The organism is Kitasatospora herbaricolor (assembly GCF_030813695.1).
Lineage (GTDB): Bacteria > Actinomycetota > Actinomycetes > Streptomycetales > Streptomycetaceae > Kitasatospora > Kitasatospora herbaricolor.
In genome coordinates this window covers 7,314,128-7,332,699 of the sequence record NZ_JAUSVA010000002.1, presented here as the reverse complement: position 1 = coordinate 7,332,699, position 18,572 = coordinate 7,314,128, and the positions used below count along the sequence as shown (strand labels likewise).

Annotated in this window: 17 protein-coding genes; 3 read left to right on the top strand and 14 right to left on the bottom strand. The window is 75.9% G+C overall.

The window, feature by feature from the left end; all coding sequences use genetic code 11:
- Positions 1-45: 45 nt before the first annotated feature.
- The 9 genes from J2S46_RS31855 to J2S46_RS31815 form a co-directional block, all read right to left on the bottom strand.
- A complete protein-coding gene (locus J2S46_RS31855) occupies positions 46-306 on the bottom strand; it encodes a hypothetical protein (protein ID WP_191287991.1) in 261 nt (86 codons plus the stop codon).
- A gap of 57 nt (positions 307-363) precedes the next feature.
- Complete coding sequence (locus J2S46_RS31850; protein WP_191287990.1) at positions 364-1,251, bottom strand: hypothetical protein; 888 nt, start codon at positions 1,249-1,251, stop codon at positions 364-366.
- Positions 1,248-2,216 (bottom strand): type II secretion system F family protein, encoded by a 969-nt coding sequence (locus J2S46_RS31845; RefSeq protein ID WP_191287989.1) that lies wholly within the window; start codon positions 2,214-2,216, stop codon positions 1,248-1,250. The genes J2S46_RS31850 and J2S46_RS31845 overlap by 4 nt, the downstream gene beginning before the upstream one ends.
- Positions 2,213-3,817, bottom strand: coding sequence for a TadA family conjugal transfer-associated ATPase (locus tag J2S46_RS31840; protein WP_229912002.1), 1,605 nt, complete (start codon positions 3,815-3,817; stop codon positions 2,213-2,215). Before J2S46_RS31840 ends, J2S46_RS31845 begins: the two co-directional genes overlap by 4 nt.
- Positions 3,807-5,471, bottom strand: a complete 1,665-nt coding sequence (locus J2S46_RS31835) for a hypothetical protein (protein ID WP_191287988.1) — start codon at positions 5,469-5,471, stop codon at positions 3,807-3,809. The genes J2S46_RS31840 and J2S46_RS31835 overlap by 11 nt, the downstream gene beginning before the upstream one ends.
- The gene (locus J2S46_RS31830; protein WP_229912001.1) at positions 5,471-6,289 is read right to left on the bottom strand and encodes an SAF domain-containing protein; all 819 of its coding nucleotides are present in this window, start codon (positions 6,287-6,289) and stop codon (positions 5,471-5,473) included. Before J2S46_RS31830 ends, J2S46_RS31835 begins: the two co-directional genes overlap by 1 nt.
- 57 nt (positions 6,290-6,346) lie before the next feature.
- On the bottom strand, positions 6,347-7,261 hold the full coding sequence (locus J2S46_RS31825) for a hypothetical protein (RefSeq protein ID WP_191287987.1): 915 nt from the start codon (positions 7,259-7,261) through the stop codon (positions 6,347-6,349).
- 14 nt (positions 7,262-7,275) lie between these two features.
- Positions 7,276-7,755: a hypothetical protein gene (locus J2S46_RS31820; protein WP_191287986.1), complete on the bottom strand. Its 480-nt coding sequence runs from the start codon at positions 7,753-7,755 to the stop codon at positions 7,276-7,278.
- Between the two features lie 283 nt (positions 7,756-8,038).
- Entirely contained in the window at positions 8,039-8,887 is an 849-nt protein-coding gene (locus tag J2S46_RS31815) for a hypothetical protein (RefSeq protein ID WP_191287985.1), read from the bottom strand.
- A gap of 286 nt (positions 8,888-9,173) precedes the next feature.
- Between J2S46_RS31815 and J2S46_RS31810 the strand changes: the two genes are divergently transcribed.
- The 3 genes from J2S46_RS31810 (at position 9,174) to J2S46_RS31800 (ending at position 11,938) form a co-directional block, all read left to right on the top strand.
- Positions 9,174-9,614 (top strand): pyridoxamine 5'-phosphate oxidase family protein, encoded by a 441-nt coding sequence (locus J2S46_RS31810; protein WP_191287984.1) that lies wholly within the window; start codon positions 9,174-9,176, stop codon positions 9,612-9,614.
- A gap of 179 nt (positions 9,615-9,793) precedes the next feature.
- Complete coding sequence (locus tag J2S46_RS31805; protein WP_191287983.1) at positions 9,794-10,246, top strand: MaoC family dehydratase; 453 nt, start codon at positions 9,794-9,796, stop codon at positions 10,244-10,246.
- 390 nt (positions 10,247-10,636) lie between these two features.
- Positions 10,637-11,938, top strand: a complete 1,302-nt coding sequence (locus J2S46_RS31800) for an MBL fold metallo-hydrolase (protein WP_191288302.1) — start codon at positions 10,637-10,639, stop codon at positions 11,936-11,938.
- A 91-nt stretch (positions 11,939-12,029) separates the two neighbouring features.
- On the opposite strand, the gene J2S46_RS31795 is transcribed toward J2S46_RS31800, so the two are convergent.
- The 5 genes from J2S46_RS31795 to J2S46_RS31775 all read right to left on the bottom strand — a co-directional run bounded on the left by J2S46_RS31795 (position 12,030) and on the right by J2S46_RS31775 (position 18,494).
- Complete coding sequence (locus J2S46_RS31795) at positions 12,030-12,989, bottom strand: DUF389 domain-containing protein (protein ID WP_191287982.1); 960 nt, start codon at positions 12,987-12,989, stop codon at positions 12,030-12,032.
- A 172-nt stretch (positions 12,990-13,161) separates the two neighbouring features.
- Positions 13,162-13,518: a hypothetical protein gene (locus J2S46_RS31790; protein ID WP_191287981.1), complete on the bottom strand. Its 357-nt coding sequence runs from the start codon at positions 13,516-13,518 to the stop codon at positions 13,162-13,164.
- Positions 13,519-13,620: 102 nt separating this feature from the next.
- The gene (locus tag J2S46_RS31785; RefSeq protein WP_191287980.1) at positions 13,621-14,199 is read right to left on the bottom strand and encodes a TetR/AcrR family transcriptional regulator; all 579 of its coding nucleotides are present in this window, start codon (positions 14,197-14,199) and stop codon (positions 13,621-13,623) included.
- A 117-nt stretch (positions 14,200-14,316) separates the two neighbouring features.
- On the bottom strand, positions 14,317-17,079 hold the full coding sequence (locus J2S46_RS31780; protein WP_191287979.1) for a DUF7825 domain-containing protein: 2,763 nt from the start codon (positions 17,077-17,079) through the stop codon (positions 14,317-14,319).
- Positions 17,076-18,494 carry a DprA-like winged helix domain-containing protein gene (locus tag J2S46_RS31775; RefSeq protein ID WP_191287978.1) on the bottom strand — a complete coding sequence of 473 codons (1,419 nt, stop codon included), beginning with the start codon at positions 18,492-18,494 and terminating at the stop codon, positions 17,076-17,078. The genes J2S46_RS31780 and J2S46_RS31775 overlap by 4 nt, the downstream gene beginning before the upstream one ends.
- Between the last annotated feature and the right edge of the window lie 78 nt (positions 18,495-18,572).

Genomic DNA, 18,572 nt, shown 5'->3' with positions numbered 1-18,572 from the left:
GGTCCCGCTGCGGTGGGACGGACGGCGGGCGGCGCGGGCTTCGGATCACTTCACCGGGTCCGTGGTGGGGATCTTCTTGGTGACGTCGGAGGCGAGGGACTTGATGGCGACGATGACCCCGCCGGCGATCAGCATCAGGGCGATCACGGCCAGGGCCAGCTCGATGCTGATCGCGCCGCGGTCGCCCGCGGCCCGGGCCGCGCGCAGCCGGCCGGCCCGGTAGTGCAGCAGCATCGAGGCCAGTTGGAGGGGCAGCAGGAAGGGCAGGAGCAGGGCACCGGCCAGTAGGCGAAGTCGAGCGGTCATCGGGACTCCAGGTGTCGATCGGGGGACGTACCGGGATCGGATGCCTCCGCCGGTCCGTCAGGACGGGTTGAGCATCTGGTAGAGCGCGGGGAAGACGATCAGGGTGGTCATCAGCAGGGTGAGCGCGGAGCCGGGGGCGACCATCCGCTCGCTGTCGGTGTTGGCGCGGGCCAGGTCCTCGGCGAGGAGTTCGCCGCGCAGGCTCTTGGCGCGGGCCCGCAGCGTGTCGTACACCGCGGCCCCGTCCGTACCGGAGATCCGCATGATGTCGGCGACGTCCTGCAGGGGCGTCAGGCCGAGTTCGACGGAGAGCGCGTCCAGGCCGTCCCAGGGCGGCAGCCGGTCGGTCGCGGCTCGCTCCAGGGCGTCGCGGATGCGCCGGAAGACGGTGCCCCGGCCGACCGCGGCGGCCCTGCGCAGCGCCTCGGCCGGGCCGCAGTCGGCGGCGCGTTCCAGGGCGACGAGTTCCAGGTAGGTGGCGATACCGTGCAGGTACTCGGTCCTGGCCTCCTTGGCCTCACCGCGCACGATGCCGTCGGGGACGAACCAGAACAGCCCGGCGAGCAGCGGCCCGACGACGAACGGCACGGCCAGCGGCAGGCCGCTGTCCGCGAGCGCGGCCATCGCGGAGACGTAGGCCGGCAGCAGCAGGCCCAGGACGGCGAACAGCAGTTTGTGGGCCATGAACCGGGCGGGGGTGCGGCCGATCAGCGCGAGTTCGCGCTGCGGGATCCGCAGTCCGGGCAGGCCGATCGCACCGGCACCGAGCCGGTCGAACCAGCGCGGGGCCTCCTGCGGGTCCTCGGACAGGCCTCCGCTGGGGGTGCGGTGGAGCCGGTCCAGGGCCTGGCCCAGATCCGGTGCGGCCGGCCGTAGTTCGGAGACGAGCAGGGCGATTCCACCGGCTGCGACGGCGCCGGCCAGGACCGACCAGGGCGAGATCACCGGACCTCCTTGGACAGCGGGTCGAGGGGTTCGGCGCCCTGCTCGTCGGGGTCGCGGTCGGTGGCGAGCCGGCCGGCCTTGCTGCGCCGGTCGGGCTCCAGGACGCGGGCCAGCGGCGGGTGCGCCGCCAGCGCGCGCATCCAGGCGATCACCGCCACGAACAGCGCCGCGAGCACGCCGAGCACGACCTGCCCGACGAAGGTGCTGTAGGGCGCGGTGTAACCGGTGTTGAACGAGCCGACCACGACGACCAGCAGGATGATGCCCACCAGCCAGCGGATGGTGGTGCGGTGCTTGGCCCGGTCCGCCTCGATGGAACGGCGCTGGCGGACCTCCTCGCGGACCGACTCGGCGAGGTCCGCGAGGGCCCGGGCCAGGCCGGGGCCGCTGTCGCCGGCGCGCAGCAGCAGCGCGCCGAGCACCTTGTCGGCGGTGGCGTCGGCGAGGGCGTCCGCGAAGGCCCGCAGGGCGTCCTCGGGCCGCCAGCGGGACTGCAGCCGGGCGGCGAGTTCGGCGATCTCCGGCTCCAGCGCGGCGGGCGCGGTCCGGCGGCTGGTGACGATGGCCTGGTTGAGGCCGACGCCGAGCAGCAGCACGTCCGCGATCCGCTGGGTCCACTCGGCGAGCGCCTCCAGCTGCTCGACCCGGTGGGTGTCGGAGCGGGTGGAGTCGAAGAGCCACGGCAGGCCGAACACGGCGAGCGGGACCATCAGGGCGACCAGCGGGATGCCGGTGAACAGCCAGCCGAGCGGGGCGCCGGCGAGGGCCAGCGGGAGCTGGACCCGGCGCTGGCGCGCCACCCGGGGGGAGGCGGCGCCGGGGCCGCCGTGCCAGAGGACGTGCAGGCGGCCCGGCGGCGGGTCGCCGGCGGGCTCCTCGGCGGGCTCGCTGCCGCGCAGGCCGACCACCAGGGCGGCCAGGCCGCCGGCCACCAGCAGGCCGCAGAGGGCGTAGAGCAGCATCATCGGGCGCCGCCGATCCGCAGGTGCAGGGGCGCGGCCCAGGTGCCGTACCGGGACTGCAGGAGGGAGGCGTCGAAGCCGGCCCGGCGCAGGTCGTCCAGGCAGTTCGGCTGGGTGTGCGGGACGGCCCGGGGCTCTCCCTGCTCGGTGCGCGGCCCGAACACGGTGTTCAGGGCCGGCCGGCCGTGCTCGCCGAGGCCGGCGACCTCCAGGACGTGCGAGACGAACCGGTGCCGCCGGCCGCCGACGGCGGTCTCGTCGACCATGGTGACATGCACGATCAGGTCGATCGCGTTGGCGGTCAGGCGGTACGCCAGGCTGTCGGTCATGTGGGAGCCGTACTCCAGGCACAGTTCGGCGATCCGGTCGACCACCATGTGGGGGCCGCGGGCGTGCAGGGTGCACATCGAGCCGCCCTCGCCGTTCGTCATCACCCGGAGCATCGGGACGACCTCGCCGGAGCGGACCTCGCCGACGATGATCCGCGACAGGGTCATCCGCAGCGCGGCGGGGATCAGTTCACCGATCGTCAGTTCGCCGGCCATCCTGCCCTCGACGCGCTCCCCGTTGCCCTCGCGGGCCTCCATCGGGACGACCTGGCGCAGGTGCCCGAGGGTGTGCAGCCAGAGCTCGAACTCCGACTCCAGGGTGCCGATCCGCTCGTCCGGCGGGATCTCGGCGGCCATCGCGCGCAGCAGGCTGGTCTTGCCGACGCCCTGGGTGCCGGTGATCATCACGTTCTTCCTGGCCCGGATCGCGGCGGCCAGGAAGGCGGCCAGGGTCGGGTCCACCGTGCCGAGCTGGACCAGGTCCGAGAGGGTCGCGGAGGCCACCCGGTGGCGGCGGATCGCGACGTAGGGGCGCGGGGTGACCTCGGTCATCGCCTGGAGGCGCATCCCGCCCTCCAGCCGCAGCGCCAGGGTCGGGCTGGCGGTGGAGAGGCTGCGCTCGCCGCCGCCGTGCTGGCGGGCCAGGTCCTGCAGCAGTTCGATGAGTTCCTCGTCGCTGTCGGCCACCGGCGGCACCTGGCGCAGCGGCTGGTGGACCCGCGAGATCCAGACGTCGTCGCAGCCGTTGATCAGGATGTTCTCGATGTCCGGGTCGTCGAGGTAGGGCTGCAGCCGCCCGGCCCGGAACAGCAGGTCGAAGACGGCTTCCGAGAGCGCGCGGTCCTGCTCCCGGGTGGGCGGGATGCCGTGGGTCTGCGCGTACGCGTCGGACCACCGGGCGACGGCCTCCTCGATCAGCGCCCGGCCGCGCTGGCGCCGGGTGGCCCGGTCCGCGTCGGTGCCTGAGGTGGCCGCCAGGCGGGTGAGCTGCTGGTGCAGTTCGGCCGCGACCTGGCGCTTGAGTTCCCGGGCGACCTGCGGGTCCACGGCGGGCCGGGTCGCCGAGCCCCGCTTGTCGAGCGAGGGCAGCGCCGAGGGGACGGCGGTGGGCGCGGTCGCCGCCGGGTGGGCGCCGGCCGGCACCGGGCCGGGCCGGACGGGACCGGTCGCGGCCGGGCCGGGCACGCCGGGGCCGCCCGGGCCGGGCAGCGGCGCCGCCCACGGCGGGGCGGCGGGGTCGGCGGCGGGCCGCTGGTTCAGGGGGCTACCGCGCACGGAGCACCTGCCCGTACTTGATCTGCGGGGTCTGCGACTGCGGGGTCTGCGGGTCGTCGGGGCTCCCGGTGCCGGGCTCGCCGGCGTCGGCCGGCCCGCCCCGGTCCACCCGGCCGGCGCCCGCCCCGCCCGCGGCGGACGGCGTCACGGCGGACGGCGTCAGCGGGGACGGCGTCTGCGTGGACGGCGTCTGCGGCGGCCGGGCCCCATCCGGCTCCTGCGACCAGTACCCCGGCGCGGGCTGGGGCCAGGACGGCTGCCCGGTCTGCGGGTACGCCTGCGACCCCGGGGGCCGGGCCCCGGACGACTGCGGAGCGGACGGCTGCGGACCGCCGTACCCCTGGGCCGCGCCGGACTGCGGTGCGGCCCAGGTCTGCTGGGGGTGGGCCTGCGGCGGCGGCTGCTGCCCGGGGAACGGCGCGGGGGCGGCCGGCTGCGGGGCGAGCCCGGCCAGCGGCGCCGTCCCGTACGAGGACGTGGTTCCGTGCGCGGGAGCGGCGCCGTACGCGGGCGCCGTCCCGTACCCGGGCGGCCCGGGCTGCTGCGGGTAGGCCAGGGGATGGCCGGTGGGGCCGGACTGCCAGGAACCGCGCGGCGGCTGGTGTTCCACCGGGAGGCCACCTGGCACCGGGAGGCCCTGCCCGGGCGGCACCGGCGCGGCCGGCGGCCGGACCTGCGCGGGCCGGGCGTCGGCGGACCGGTCCTGGACGGGCTGGTCCTGAACCGGGCGCGCGTACGCCGCCTGCCCGTACGGGACGTGCTGGGCGTGAGGAACCTGCGGGACGGGCGGGGCCTGCGGGCCGGCCGGCTCCGGCGCCCCGCCCGCGGCGAGCGGTGCGGCCGCGGCCTGCGCGGGCGACCCCCCGGGTGCCAGCCGGCGCCGGCGGCTGCGGGTGAGCAACTGGATCTGGTCGGCGGCCGAGCGGGCCGTGCGCATCAGCTCGGAGCGGATGAACCGGCGGTCGGTGCTGTCCCCGCCGTCCGACAGCACCCGCGCCGTCCGCGGCGCGTGCGGCAGCAGGCCCAGGGTGGGCAGGCCGAACTCGCGCGAGACCTCGGAGGCGGAGTAGGGGCCTTCGGCGACCAGCAGCAGCCCGAGGGCGTCCGCGCCGCTGCCGGCGTTGTCGAGGTCCTCGCGCAGGGCGGCCAGCCGCGGCCGGGCGGCGCTGAGCCCGCGCAGGGTGGTCCGCAGGGTGGCCACGACCACGTCGGCGCGGCGGGCCAGCACCGCGCTCGGCCCGGTGGCGCCGGAGCGTCCGAGGTCCAGGAGCACGTCGTAGCCCTGCTGTTCGAGCCCGTGCAGGGTCTCGACCAGCGGCTCCCAGGTGTACGCCAGCCCGGGGGCCTGGGTGGGGTCGGTGAGGCCGGGCAGCAGCAGCCGCTCGGTGGTGCCCTCCGGGGAGAGGTCGATCAGCTGGTCCCAGAGGGTCTGGGCGAGCAGTCCCCGCCGGTCCGCGACGGCCAGGTTGCGCAGCCCGTAGACCGCCTCCACCCGGCCCTCCAGGGCGCCCGCGAGGACGGCTCCGCCGTCCGGGTCGCACTCGACCAGCAGGATCTTGCGTCCGGGCTCCAACGGCCAGGCGAGCAGCAGGGCGAGGGCCGCCGTGGTGGCGCCCGGCGCCCCCGGACCGCCGACGACCGCGATCACCGCCATCAGGTGCCGCTCCTCTGCGTCGCGCTCCCCGACGGCGCGGGCCCGGAGGCACCGGTGGCCGGTGCGCCGCCGGTGGCGGGGGCGGACGGTGCCGCCCCGGACGGTGCGGCGGCCGGGGCCTCGCCGCGCGGGGCCAGCACCACCTGGAACTTGGTGCTCGCCACCCAGGCCGCCAGCCGCACGCCCTCGGCCGCGGCGACCGCCACGTCGATCACCTGGCTGCCGTCCGTGTCGGCCTTGCCGACGGCCGTGACCACGGCCGCCAGCGCCTCCGGTGTCCGGGTGGTTCCGCCGCCCTGACCGGAGCCCGGGTCGGGGGTGGAGACGACGATCACCGCCACCCCCGGCTGCAGCTTGGTGGCCGGCAACTGGGTGCGCTTGGCCGCGATGCCGACGACCAGCTGGCCCGGCTGCAGGGTGAGGCCCTGCGCGATGTCCGCCTTGACCAGCAGCGCGCCCTGCTTGAGGTCGGTGGCGGCGCGCATCCCGACGACCCGCGCCTGGTCGGCGGCGGACAACGGCTTGATCGCGGGGTCGCCGGCGATCCTGGCCACCACCAGGTCGTTCGCCGTCAGCACCTGGCCGAACGGGACGTCATGGGCAAGTGCCAGCACGGCGATCCGCTGACCGGTGCTGTTGTAGAGCACCGCGCCGCCCAGCCCGCCGGCCGCGATCAGGGCCACCGCCATGGCCAGCACGGCCGGCCGGCGCCGCCGGGCCCGCAGGGTGCGGGGCGGGGTGTGCGGGGTGCCGCGGGCGGGCTCCGGCACGAGCGTGGCCGTGCCGGTACCCGGCGTCGGATAGGTTCGGTTCTCCACCGGGTTTCGGCCTTTCGTGCGGGTCGGTACTGGTACGGGAGGGGTGGGCGGCGGCGGTCAGTTCAGGACCTGGACCTCGCCGACCTTCAGTTCGAACGGCGCGCTGGTGGTCGACAGCAGGATCGGCTGCCCGACCTTCGTGCCCGCGCCGACGATCACCGAGTCGGTCTGCCACACCACCGTGACCGTCACCGAGAACGAGCCGTTGGCCCTGAGCGCGGAGCTGGCCGTGAAGACGTAGGGGCAGTCGGGGGACGGCCCGGTGGCGCCGGGCGGGTACGGCGTGCCCGGTCCCTTGCACTCCACGGTGTGACCGTCGCCGAGGTCCCAGATCACCTTGCGGACCGAGGGCGTGGCGGTGACCGAGATGTAGTTGCCCTTCACCGTCACGGGCTGCGGCGGCTTCGCCGCGCCGCTCCAGTCGTACCAGAGCCAGACCGGCAGGCCGACCAGGGCCTTCTCGGCCGGGGCGATGTGCGGCTGCGGGGCGGTGAAGACGATCCGGTCGCGGGCGTCCTTGGCGAGGGTGGCCGGGTTGTCCGGCGGCGGGCCGCCGGGGGCCTGGGCGAGGAAGACCGGGTCCTGCGGCAGCAGACCGCCGGCGGTCTGCCGGCAGTTGACCTCGTAGACGGCGCCGTCCGCCGGGTCGTGGCCGGCCCAGTCCTTGCTGCCGGCGGGCGGCTGCGGGCTGGAGCGGTGGTAGTAGCAGCCGTTCGAACTGTCGAACCAGCCCAGGTCGTTGTCCCAGCACGGCCACTGCTGGCCGTTCCAGGTGCAGGTCTGGACGCCGCCGCCGTTGTTCGTACCGGTGCCTCCGGTGGTTCCCGGTGTCGGTGTCGTCCCCGGTTCGTGCACATCGGTGCAGATGGTGGTCACCTCGCACTGGTGCACATCACCGTCCGGGCCCTCCGCCCAGGCGGGGCCCGCGGGGGTGAGCAGCAGCCCGGCCGCCAGCATCACCCGAATCGTCAATCGCCCAATAGACTTCAGCACGTTCGGTCCACCTCGCGTTTGAACTCGACGATCAGCCAGCGTGCATCGGACTTGCGCAGGGAAACGGTCGCGATGTACCGCGTCAGGCGCTTCTGTGGATCCTTTGTCGCACGGGTGGTGGCATCCGCCTGATGCCAGTCGGTCACATCCAGGCAGTCCTCGACGACGGCGGTCTGCGGATCCGCCTTCAGATCAATGACCTTCACCACCGGGGAATTGCGTGGACTTCCGATCATCACCAACTTCGCCTCGTGCAACTGGTGGAGGTTGGCGACCGCTTCGGTGAGGGCCTTCCCGCTCGAGTAGGCCTGAAGCTGGGAAGCGTCGGAATCGGACCGGCCGAAGGCGTCCGTCTGCGCGGCCCACCAGTCCTGATACGTCCTCAGGGCGGCCCGGCCGATGGCTCCTTCCGGGCCCTCGGTCGGCGCGATCCCGTCCGTGCCGGAACCACCCGAAGGTGTTACCGGAGTCACTGCCGCAACACTGGGTGCGGAAGTCCCGAGCCGATCAGCAGAACCGGCTCCACCACTGGCCCCACAGGAGCTCAGCAGCATCACCAATACCGCCCCACCAACCCCAACCGCCCCAGGACGCAACACATTTCCGCGCTGCCGCATCGCCCCACCTCGTCGCGACCGACCCCGTCCGTGGTCACTGGCCGCCGATAAAAATCCGCTGTCCCCGCCGTGTCTGCCGCCAGAGCATCGATTCTTCGCCAAACCGGCCCATCTCGGCAACACCTCGGGCCCCCTGACCTTACGCGGACGGCGGATCCGTCGGGGCATTTTCTCGCCACAGAACGGCCAACAGTTCTTCGGAAAGCGACAATCCGGCCAATGCGCCCCGCACCGCCGCCCGATTGCGCATCAACAACCTTCCGCCCTGCGGCGGTACGAGCACCCGGGCGGCGGCCGGGCCGGCCGCCGCCTCCGCCTGCTCCACCTGCGCGAGGACGGCCGGCTGCAGCTCCAGCGGGCCGACCGCGGCCGGCCCGCCCGGCACCCCGTGCTCCAGCACCCGGACCAGCGAGCGGCTGAACGAGCCCTCGCCGCCCGGCAGGACGTCCGTCCGGCCGCGTCTGCCGCCCGAGTGCCGTGCGACCCGGCCCCACAAGGGCACCCGGGAGTAGCTGAGCAGCTCTCCCACCCCGTCCTCGCCGCCCCCGCGTTCGAGTGCCGTCCAGGTGTCCCGGTCGGTGACCGCGTCGACCAGCAGCAAGGTCTCCTCCTGGTCGCCGTGGACCATCGCGCTGACCACCCAGTCCCAGGCCAGCCCGCGCCGGTAGGCGTTGTCGGGCGTACTGCCGCCCGTCACCAGGGCCAGCCGGCGGCCCTTCGGGTCGGTCACCAGCTGGCCGATCAGGCAGACCACCAGCCAGCGCCCGCCGCGCCCCGCCGCCTCGCGCAGGGCGGTCAGCATCCGGTTGGCGTCCGCCTCCGGCTCCAGCAGGGTGACCCGGCAGCCCGCGGCCCCGGCGTCGAAGCACATCCCGGGCAGCACCTCGGCCAGCAGCCGCGCCCCCTGCGCCGCCATGGCCGAGCCGCCGTAGCTGCGCTCCGGCCCCCCGTCCGCCCCGATCACGACCAGATCGACTCCACCGACCATCCGCGCACCCCTCCTTGCCGGCCCCGCCGTACCAGGGACCGCTGCGCCGTACCGCGTACGGAACGCCCCGTACCGCCGCCAAGCTACCGCCGCGGGGGCCGCCGGAAGGACGGCGTCCGGAATCCGACCCCTAATCGCTCCCGGGCGCCTTTCGGCCGGCGGGCGCGGCGCCGCCGCCGGGGCCGCCCGTCCGGACCGCCCCGCCGGCCCGGCCCGGCCGTCCGTCCCGGCGGTCCGGGACCATGGGCCCTATGGCGCGGCCGCCCGGAGGGGGACCATTCACCACATGGACCGTGACAACCGTGTGGAGTCGCTGAGCGAGGAGGAGTGCCTCCACCTGCTCGGCACCGTGCCCGTCGGGCGGGTGGTGTACACCGCCCACGCGCTGCCCGCCGTGCTGCCGGTGGCGTTCGAGGTCACGGCGGACGGCCCGCTGGTGCTGGCCCTGCGGCAGGGCGTGACCGTCCGGCGGGCCCTGGACGACACCGTGGCCGCCTTCCAGGCCGACGTCCTGGACGCCGCCACCCGGACGGGGTGGAGCGTCCTGGTGCACGGACGGGCCCAGGTGGTGTCCGACCCGGCGCTGCACGAGCGGCTGCTGCGGACCGGCCCGCGCCCCTGGGAGGACTGCGCCGGGGCCGCCGAGCCGATGTTCGTGCTGATCCTCCCGGAGCTGGTCAGCGGCGAGCGGCAGCTGCCGCTCGGCCGTTCGCTGCAGAAGAGCTGAGCAACCGGGCGGCCGAGGGCCGGGGCGGGAGCGCCGGGGCCCGGCGGACCGGCCGCGGGGAGTGCCGCTGACAGGTGACCGGTGAGTAGGCATACTCTGCGGAGGCACCGGCGGCCCGCGTCCCGCGCACCCCGGGCCGCCCCACCACCCCGGAGCATCCCCGCCCCCTGGAGCGCACCTTGACGATCTTCGCCTCCCTCGCCGACCTGACCGCGGCCGTCGGCACCGTGCTGGGCACCAGCGAGTGGCACACCGTCGACCAGGCCAGGATCGACCTGTTCGCGGAGGCCACCGGCGACCACCAGTGGATCCACGTCGACCCGGCGCGCGCCAAGGAGAGCCCGTTCGGCTCGACCATCGCGCACGGCTACCTGACGCTCTCGCTGATCCCGGTGCTGGCCAAGGAGTGCTACGGCGTCGAGGGCGTCCGGATGGCGCTGAACTACGGCTCGGAGAAGGTCCGGTTCCCGGCGCCCGTCCCGGTCGGCACGGCGCTGCGGGCGACGGCCGAGCTGGTCTCCGCCACCGAGGTGCCGGGCGGGGTGCAGGCGGTGGTGCGGTTCACCGTCGTCAGCGAGGAGAGCGCCAAGCCGCACTGCGTCGCGGAGACCATCACCCGCTTCTACCTCTGACACCTCCGAGGCCTCCGAGGCCTCCGAGGCCCCTGCCGCCTCGGGGAGCCGGGGCACCGCCGCGGGGCCCGGCCCGTCCGGCCCCGGCGGGCGGTACGCCGAACGGCGTCCCGCGGGCGGTTCCACCGGGTCGGGGCCGCCCCCGGCCGGTATGGTCCGACGAGATGGTTGTCGTACGGCAAGGGCTCCCGCGTCGCTGTCGTGCGGCCCTCGGCATGCCGGTATTCGAACCGCAACAGTTGGGCAATAGACGCTCGTACGACGGCCGTACGACGGCAACCCCGCCGGTGCGGCCCGGATGCTCCCGTCCTTGGAGGTACCGTGCCCAGCTCCCTCCCGTGGTACGCCCGCGTCACCGGTCTGACCTCGCAGTTCTCCTCCCCTCCTCGGTTGTCCGGGCTGCCGCGCACCGCCTGGCACCAGATCCGGACGGAGGCCTTCGGCGCCGATCCGCGCGGTGAGCGGCTGGCCCGGATCCACCGCTCACCCCAGTTCGTGGACGGTGCGTTCCGTAATCCGGTGCCGACCCGGCGCCTGGTCTACGAGAGGTCACCGCTGGAGGTCACCCACGCCCAGCTGACCGCCGACCGGGTCCGCCGGATGCCCGCCGCGGCCGTGCCGCTGCACCGGCTGCTGCCGGGCGAGCTGGCCGAGCCACCGGCCTCCGGACTACGGCTGACCTGGCTGGGCCACGCGACCGTGCTGGCCGAGCTGGACGGCCGGCGGGTGCTGTTCGACCCGGTCTGGGGCGAGCGCTGCTCACCGTTCGGCTGGACCGGGCCCAAGCGGCTGCACCCCGTCCCGATCCCGCTCGCCGAGCTGGGACCCGTCGACGTGGTGGTGGTCTCGCACGACCACTACGACCACCTGGACATGGCGACCGTCCGAGGCCTGATCGGCACCGGCGCCACGTTCGCGGTACCGCTCGGCGTCGGCGCGCACCTGGAGCACTGGGGGGTCCCGGCCCGGCGGATCGTCGAACTGGACTGGTGGGAGTCGGCGGAGGTCGCCGGGCTCACCCTGACCGCCACCCCCGCGCGGCACTACTGCAGCCGGGGGCCGCGCACCAGCCCGCTGTTCCTCTGGGCGTCCTGGGTGGTGGCCGGCCCGCGGCACCGGGTGTTCCACAGCGGCGACACCGGCTACTTCCCCGGCTTCGCCGAGATCGGCCGGCGGCTCGGGCCCTTCGACGCCACCATGATGCAGGTCGGCGCCTACAGCGACTTCTGGCCCGAGGTGCACATGACGCCGGAGGAGGGCGTCCGGGCGCACCTGGACCTCCGCGGCGAGGTGATGCTGCCGATCCACTGGTGCACCTTCAACCTCGCGCCGCACCCCTGGGAGGAGCCGCCGGAGCGCAGCGTCGCGGCCGCCGAGGCGCTGGGCGCGACGCTGGCGGTGCCGCGGCCCGGCAAGCCCTTCGAGCCGGCCGACCCGCCCCCGCTCAAGCTGTGGTGGCGGGCCGTCGCCTCGATGCCCGCCGGCGCCGACCTGGTCGTCCCGGACTCGCTGGCCGGCGAGGAGCCGGCCGCCGAGGTCACCGGGGCCGCAGCGGCCGCCCAGGCCGGGCCGGGCACCCGGGCCACGCAGGCTGGGCAGTCCGGGCAGGCCGCGCACGGCTCGCAGGGCGCACCCGCGGTCGCCGCCGGACCGCAGGTCGCGGCGGCGGAGGGCGACGGCGTCACCGTCTGATCCGCCGCCGCGACCGGCCGGCCCCCGTCCCCCGGCAGCCCCGGCGGGACGGGACGACCGGGGCCGGCGACCCCGTCCGGCCGGCCGTGGTTCAGCCGCCGGCGCCGGGCCGCACGGCCGCGCCGCCCCGACGCCGGGTCAGCCACCAGGCGCCCCGCTGGACCGTCAGGGTCAGCATCCCCGCCAGCAGGATGCCGGCCGTGTTGAGGGCCAGCTGGGTGCTCGAACCCCAGAACTGCCCCAGATCGTCGTAGGCGAGCGCGACGGCGGCGTTGGCGGCCGCGGGCACCGTGGTCACCGAGATGGCGACGCCGACCAGCATCCCGGCCTTGGCCGAGGTCAGTGAGAGCAGGCCGGCGATGCCGGCCAGGAAGGCCACCACGAAGGACGTCGCGTCCGGCTTCCAGATGAAGGAGGTGTTGGGCCGCGCGGCCTCGAAGGCCTCGTGACTGAACAGGCCGAGGGCGTCCATCAGCAGCGTGAAACCGGCGGTCAGGGCCATCGCCACCGCGAACCCCACCACCAGCGCCAGGAGCGAGCGCAGGGCGGGCCGGGCCCGCCGCTGGACGAGCGCGACGCAGAGTCCGGCCAGCGGGCCGAACTCGGGCCCGACGGCCATCGCGCCGACCACCAGGATCGCGCTGTCCAGCACCGCGCCGCAGGCGGCCAGCATGGTGGCGACGGCCAGAAAGGCCAGGTAGACGCCGGTGAGGGTGGACTCCTCATGGGTGATCTCGGAGACCTCCTCCCAGACCAGGGCGTCGGCGCCCTCCCCCGGTGCCAGCCGCTCGGCCTCGTCGGCGGCGGCCGAGAGGGTCAGCTCGACCTGCTCGACGCCGATGGCGCCGCGCTCGGTGATCCCGGTCGCGCGGAGCGCCCCGAGCACCTCGTCGGCGGCCTCGCGGGCCACGTCGCACAGCACCACGTCACCCGCGGGCCGGACGGCCGCGTCGGGCAGCGTGATCAGGTGGGTCACGCCGACCGAGCCGTCGAGCAGATCGCGCACGGTCTCGCGCAGGTCGGCGGGCACGATCAGTCGCAGGTGCAGCACAGGTGCTCCGGGCGGGGTTCGGCGGCGGGGACGGCCCACTCTAGAGGCCCGCGTCCCCCGCCCCGACCGCGCCCCCGGGGGCGACCCGGGCGCCCGGCGGGCCGTCAAAACGGGGGTGGTCCTCGCGCCGAGCGGGGCCTCCGGACGGGGACCGCTCGGGCCGGACGCCGGCTCAGGCCGGGCGCTTGGCCTGCTCGATCAGCCGGACGGTCGCCCGCGGGTCGGCGACCTCCAGGATCAGGCGGGTGTAGTTCTCGTCGGCGAGTTCGACGACGATCGCACCCGCCGGGTTCTTGACGTCCCAGAAGACCCGGTCGCCGTGGGAGCGGAAGGTGCCGGCGGTGATCAGCCCGGGCATGTGGGTGCCCAGCAGCTTGATGCCCCTGGACTCGTGGGCCATCCCGGGGTCGATCGTCGCCCCGCGGACGTTGGCCAGCGGGATCTCCAGCCGGCTCTTGAGGGCCCAGAGCTTGTCGATCCCCTCGACCTCGACCACCAGGGTGCCGTCGGTGACGCTGACACGGGCCATGGAACGCTCCTCTGCTGTTGCTTAGCTACGGGTGGTACGCGGTGGGTGGTACGGGGTGGGTGGTGCGGTGCGCCGTGCTGACGACGTGCGGTGGCGCCGGGCCTAGGCCCGTCGAGGCGGCTGCGGCAGGGTGGCCGCGAGCCGGCCGGCGAAGGCCACGACGGCTTCGGCGGGCGGCGGGGTGCCGGCGGCCCGGGCCCGCAGGCGCAGTCCGAGGACGGTCGCGCCGAGGATCCCGGCCAGGCCGTCGGCCGGCTCCCCGGGCGGCGGCTCCTCCGCCCCGAGGACGGTGGCGACCGCCACGTCCAGGGCGGCCAGCCCCTCCTCCACCAGCGCGGCCACCTCGGGGTCGACCGGGGCCCGCTCGGCGGCGGCCAGCAGCAGGAACCCGCCGGCGGGCCCGCCGTCGTAGGCGGCGACGGCCCGGGTCAGCAGGACGGCCGGGTCGGGAGCGGCGGCGAGGGCGGCGGCCACCGGGAGGACCTCCTGGTCCAGGTGCCTGCGCAGGGCGGCCAGGTAGAGGCCGCGCTTGCTGCCGAACACCTTGTAGAGGCTGCCCCGGTGCACGCCGAGCCCGGTGACCAGGTCGTCCACCGAGGTGCCCTCGTACCCCTGGGCGGCGAACAGTCCGGCTGCGGCCTGGACGGCCTCGTCCTCGTCGAAAGCGCGTGGTCTTCCCATGCCTCAGACCGTAGAGGTTCAGGAACGATCAGTCAAGAACGATCGTTCCTGAACCCGTGCGGCCGACACCTGCTCCCACCGGCGGGCCTGCGGCCTCGTCACTCCGGACGGCTCCCGTCACCTCTCCCCCGGCGCCTCACCCCGTGCCTCCCCCAGCGCCTCCCGCAGGGCCCTCGCCTCGCGCACCAGCCGGCTCGACCCGCCCCGGGCGGCCAGCGCCGTCACCTCCGCGACAGCGCCGCTCGCACCGGAGCGCCGCGCACAGTCCGCCGCCACCGCGAGCAGTTCCCCGCTCCCCCGGGGCGCCCCGACCGGCGCGAGCCCGGCCAGCAGGCCCGGCAACGCGCCGGCCAGCACCGACCAGAGCGTCCCGTACGCGCCCGTCCCGGCCGCCGAAGCCAGCGCCGGCGCCAGCCGGCTCAGCTTCAGCGCGCCGACACCCGCGAGCTCCGCCAGCTCCGCACCGAGCAGGCCCCCGTCCAGGTCACCCCGGGCCGCCAGGACGAGCAGTGCGTCCACGGCCGCCGCCCGGTCCTCCTCGTGACGCGCCGCCAGCCCGTAGGCCAGCGCCAGGTGCACCGCCGGCCCGGCCGGGCCGTCCGCCTCGGCGAGGTACGGGAGCAGCTGCGGGGCGCCCCGCTCGTCCCGGTCGGCGGCCCCCGCGAAGCCGTCCAGCAGGCGGGCCGCCAACTCCTCGCGGTGGTTCGGCAGTGCGGCGAGCCAGTGCGGGGTCGGGCTCCAGGTCCACTCGGTCTGGCTCCTGGCCCGCTCCACGCCGGGCCCGGTCGCGGCGAGCAGGTCCAGGCACTCCTGGACCAGGCCCTCGCCGCCCGGCCCCTCGGGCACCCGCGGCCCCGGTTGGGCGACCTCGTACCGGACCAGGCCCTCCCACCAGCGCTCCTGGTAGCGGTGATCGGGCCTTCCGCCCCGGCCCGGCGCGAACCGGACCCGCTCGGACGGCTGCGCCGGCAGTCCGCCCGCCCGCAGCCAGCCGGCCACCCGCAGGCCCGCCGGGGAGGTCAGCCGGCCGGCCGCGGCCAGCACCCCGGCGTCGCCGGTCGGCACCACCCGCAGGAGTGCGCAGGACAGGTCCACCTCGCCGGGCCGGGCGCCCGCGGCCTCGTAGGCGGCCACCCTGGCCACCAGCTCGGCCGCGTCCAGCGCGCCGCTCGCCACCGACGGAACGGCCAGCAGCAGCGGCGGCCGGGTGGCCGTGACCTGCCAGGCGGCCTCCTCCAGCCGGGCCGCGAACCAGCGCCCGAACACGGTGGTGTTCCCGTGGGCGCGCAGCGGGGAGCGGCCCTTCCCGTGCAGTCCGTCCCAGAGGCGCTGGGGCGGGAGCAGCCCGGCGACGGCCGAGGCCACGTACAGGACGTCCGACGGCCCGCAGTCCGTCCACCGCTGCCCGCCGTGCCACTGATGGACCCGCAGCACCGGTTGCAGGGCCTCGACCAGGGCCTCGCGGTCCCGGTGGGTGTGCCGGACCAGGCCGTCCAGGACGCGTTCGAAGGCGGCCACGTCGGCGCCGCCGGCCAGCACCGCGGAAAGCTCCTCGGCGACCTCGGCGGGGGTGGCGAGCGGCGCGGCCAGCGGCTGCGGCCGCGGGGCGGGCGGCAGCAGGTCGGCCGGGATGCCGACCGGCGCCGGGGCGGCCATGCCGAGCAGTTCGGCGGCCCGCCGGTGGTGGACGGGGTTGAGGCCCTCGGCGGCCAGGCGCAGGTCGGGCAGCACGGCCGGGCCGGCCGCCGGAAGGTGCCGGGCCACCACGTTGAGGGCGCGCTCCTGGAGCGCGGTGTCCGGGTGCCCGAAGGCCCCGGCGGTCGCCAGCACCACCGGCCCGGCCCGGTCCGGGTCGCGGCGGGCGGTCCTGTCCAGCCAGGTCAACTGGGCCCGGACGAGCTTCTTCTCGGTGCGGAACAGCACCACCTCGGAGGCCTCGGTGAGCAGGTCGGGTGCCAGCAGGCCGGCGTCGTCCAGGCCGGCCAGCACCTGCTGGGCCCGGGCCGCGACCGTCGACAGCCCGTCGAGCATCGCCACCTGGTCGCGGGCGTGCCGGAGGTTCTCGTCCGCCGTCGGCGCGAGCGCCTCCAGCACGGCGAGGAAGGCCCGTTGGTCGTTCGGCCGGCCGCCGCGCACCAGCCGGGCCAGGCAGAGCGCGAGCAGTTCGGCGCGGTCCAGCACGCCGGAACGGGCCAGCTCCGCCAGCGCCCCGGGCCAGGTGTCCGGCGGCGTGCGGTTCGGGGCCGGGGCGAGACTGCCGGCCACTTCGGCGAGTTCGAACAGCCTGGGCAGCAGGGCCGGCAGCAGGTCGTCCTCGCGCAGGACGCCGAGCAGCGAACCCCGGCGCCGCCTGCCGTCGGCGCCCCGCGTGCGGTCCCGCAGCCAGCCCTCGACGAAGGCGTCCGAGGTCGGCACCGGGCAGCCGGAGCTGCGGACCATCCGCTCGATCGCCGGGTAGTCGTTCCACCCCCAGGCCGTGGAGCGGCGGGCGGCCAGCCTGGCGACCACGCCGGCCTGCCACTCGGCCGGCTGCCGCTCGATCACGGTGACCAGGGCGGGGGTGTCCAGGCCGGCCCAGCCGGCGAGGTCGCCGGCGCCGATCCAGGACGCGGCCGCCGCCGGCGCGGTGTGACAGCCGGCGCCGGCCACCTGGAGGGCCTCCCGGACCGGGCGGCTGCTGCTGGACCAGTCCTCGCGCACCTGCTTGCGCAGTTCCTTGAGCTCGGGCAGGCAGGCCCGGCGCTCGGCCGGTGTCATGCCGTCCAGCAGCCCGGGGAGCAGGGAGGGCTTCCCCCTCCGGCAGGCGTCCACGACCTTCTCGCCGCTGGTCCGGGTGTCCCGCAGGGCCACCTTGAGCCGCAGCTCCTCGCCCCGGTTCACCGGGTCGCCCCGGTCGCCGCCGTGGTCGCCGGCCCGTGTCCGGCCGGCCCGCTCGCCGCCTCGCGCGCCAGCCCGACGGCCAACACGTGCTTGCAGGGCCCGCGCCCACCCCGGTACCTGGCCCACCAGAGGCATGTGCAACTCGCCTGTCCCTTCTCGTCCGTCCTGACCCGCTGGAGGTGGTCGTCGACCGTCACGGTGGCCAGCGTCCCGCCGGGCTCGACCCGGACGGCGCCGGCGGCGGCGAGCGCCCGCGCCGCGCGCAGCCGGGGGTTGTGCGCCTCGGCGCGGCCCGAGTCGTAGGGCAGCTGCCGGTGGAAGTAGGCGGCCTCGGCGCTGTCGTAGCCGATCTGCCCGGCGGTGCCGAGCCGGGCGAGCGCGGCCCGCACCCGGTCGACCGGCAGGCCGGACTGCTCGGCGAGGTCGGCCGGCTCGATCCGGGGCTCCCAGGCGAGCAGTTCGGCGATCCGGTCGGCGTCCTGCTCGGTGCCGGCGGCGAGCGCGCCGAGCACGCCGCCCTCGCCGGAGAAACCGCGGGAGGCGTCCGGGGAGAGCGTCAGGGTGAGGCGCATGCCGGGCAGCACCACCTCCCAGGCGGCCGCCGCGGCCTCCCGGACGCCGGACGGGCCGTAGACCCGCAGGGCACGCGCGTGGCGCAGCACCCGCTGCAGCGCGACCAGCCGCTCGGGGCCGGGCAGGCAGACGGCGCCGGGCACCGGTCGGCTGGTGGGGCGCAAGGTCCGCCCGGCTGGCACCACCCAGCGGACGGCCCGGGACTGCGCGCCGCCGGCGGCGGTGCGGGGCAGCGTCCGGAGGAAGGCCACCGCCTCGGCGGCGGGGAGTTCGGCGCGCAGGTCGAGGCCGGCCGCGATCACCTGGGTCTCGGCGAAGCCCCGCAGCCAGCGGTCCGGCAGCGGGACCTTCTTCTCGACCAGCGGCCCGTCGAGGGTGGTGACCTCCAGGGCGTCGGGGCCGACGGCCAGGTGCAGCGGATCGGCGGCGCCGATCCGGCCGAGCGAGTCGCGCAGCGGGTTGTTCACGTCGACGTTGGTGGTGCCGTGGCCGATCTCGTCGCCGTCCAGGCCGTCGGCCAGCACGTCCAGGCGGGCGTAGACGCCGCAGCAGCCGGAGAAGGACTCGAAGCGCAGCCGGTCGCCGTTGGCGGTGACCACCGGGTCGAGCGAGGCGTGCAGCCGGGGCCGGTGATAGCGGGCGGCGGCGACGTCGGCGACGGCCAGCAGGGCGGCGGCGGCCGGTGCGGGGGCGGTCAGGAACCCGGCGAAGAAGCGCGGGTTGGCGGCCGCCCCGAGCGGTGTGGTGCCGCCCGAGGTCTCCAGGGCGAGGCGGCGCCCGGCCTGGTCCTCGTGGACGGCGGAGGGGCGGAGGTAGGCGTACGCCTGTACGGCTTGCGTCATGGCCGGAACGTTAGGGGCAGGCTCTGACAAGGCGTCCGACGAGAACGCGTTCTACTCGCTTCGGCGGTGTCCAGGTAA

Excerpts from the sequence above, each read along its gene's own strand:
- J2S46_RS31855 (WP_191287991.1), bottom strand. The coding sequence starts at position 306 with ATGACCGCTCGACTTCGCCTACTGGCCGGTGCCCTGCTCCTGCCCTTC.
- J2S46_RS31845 (WP_191287989.1), bottom strand. The coding sequence starts at position 2,216 with ATGATGCTGCTCTACGCCCTCTGCGGCCTGCTGGTGGCCGGCGGCCTG.
- J2S46_RS31835 (WP_191287988.1), bottom strand. The coding sequence starts at position 5,471 with ATGGCGGTGATCGCGGTCGTCGGCGGTCCGGGGGCGCCGGGCGCCACC.
- J2S46_RS31815 (WP_191287985.1), bottom strand. The coding sequence starts at position 8,887 with ATGGTCGGTGGAGTCGATCTGGTCGTGATCGGGGCGGACGGGGGGCCG.
- J2S46_RS31810 (WP_191287984.1), top strand. The coding sequence starts at position 9,174 with ATGGACCGTGACAACCGTGTGGAGTCGCTGAGCGAGGAGGAGTGCCTC.
- J2S46_RS31790 (WP_191287981.1), bottom strand. The coding sequence starts at position 13,518 with ATGGCCCGTGTCAGCGTCACCGACGGCACCCTGGTGGTCGAGGTCGAG.
- J2S46_RS31785 (WP_191287980.1), bottom strand. The coding sequence starts at position 14,199 with ATGGGAAGACCACGCGCTTTCGACGAGGACGAGGCCGTCCAGGCCGCA.
- J2S46_RS31775 (WP_191287978.1), bottom strand. The coding sequence starts at position 18,494 with ATGACGCAAGCCGTACAGGCGTACGCCTACCTCCGCCCCTCCGCCGTC.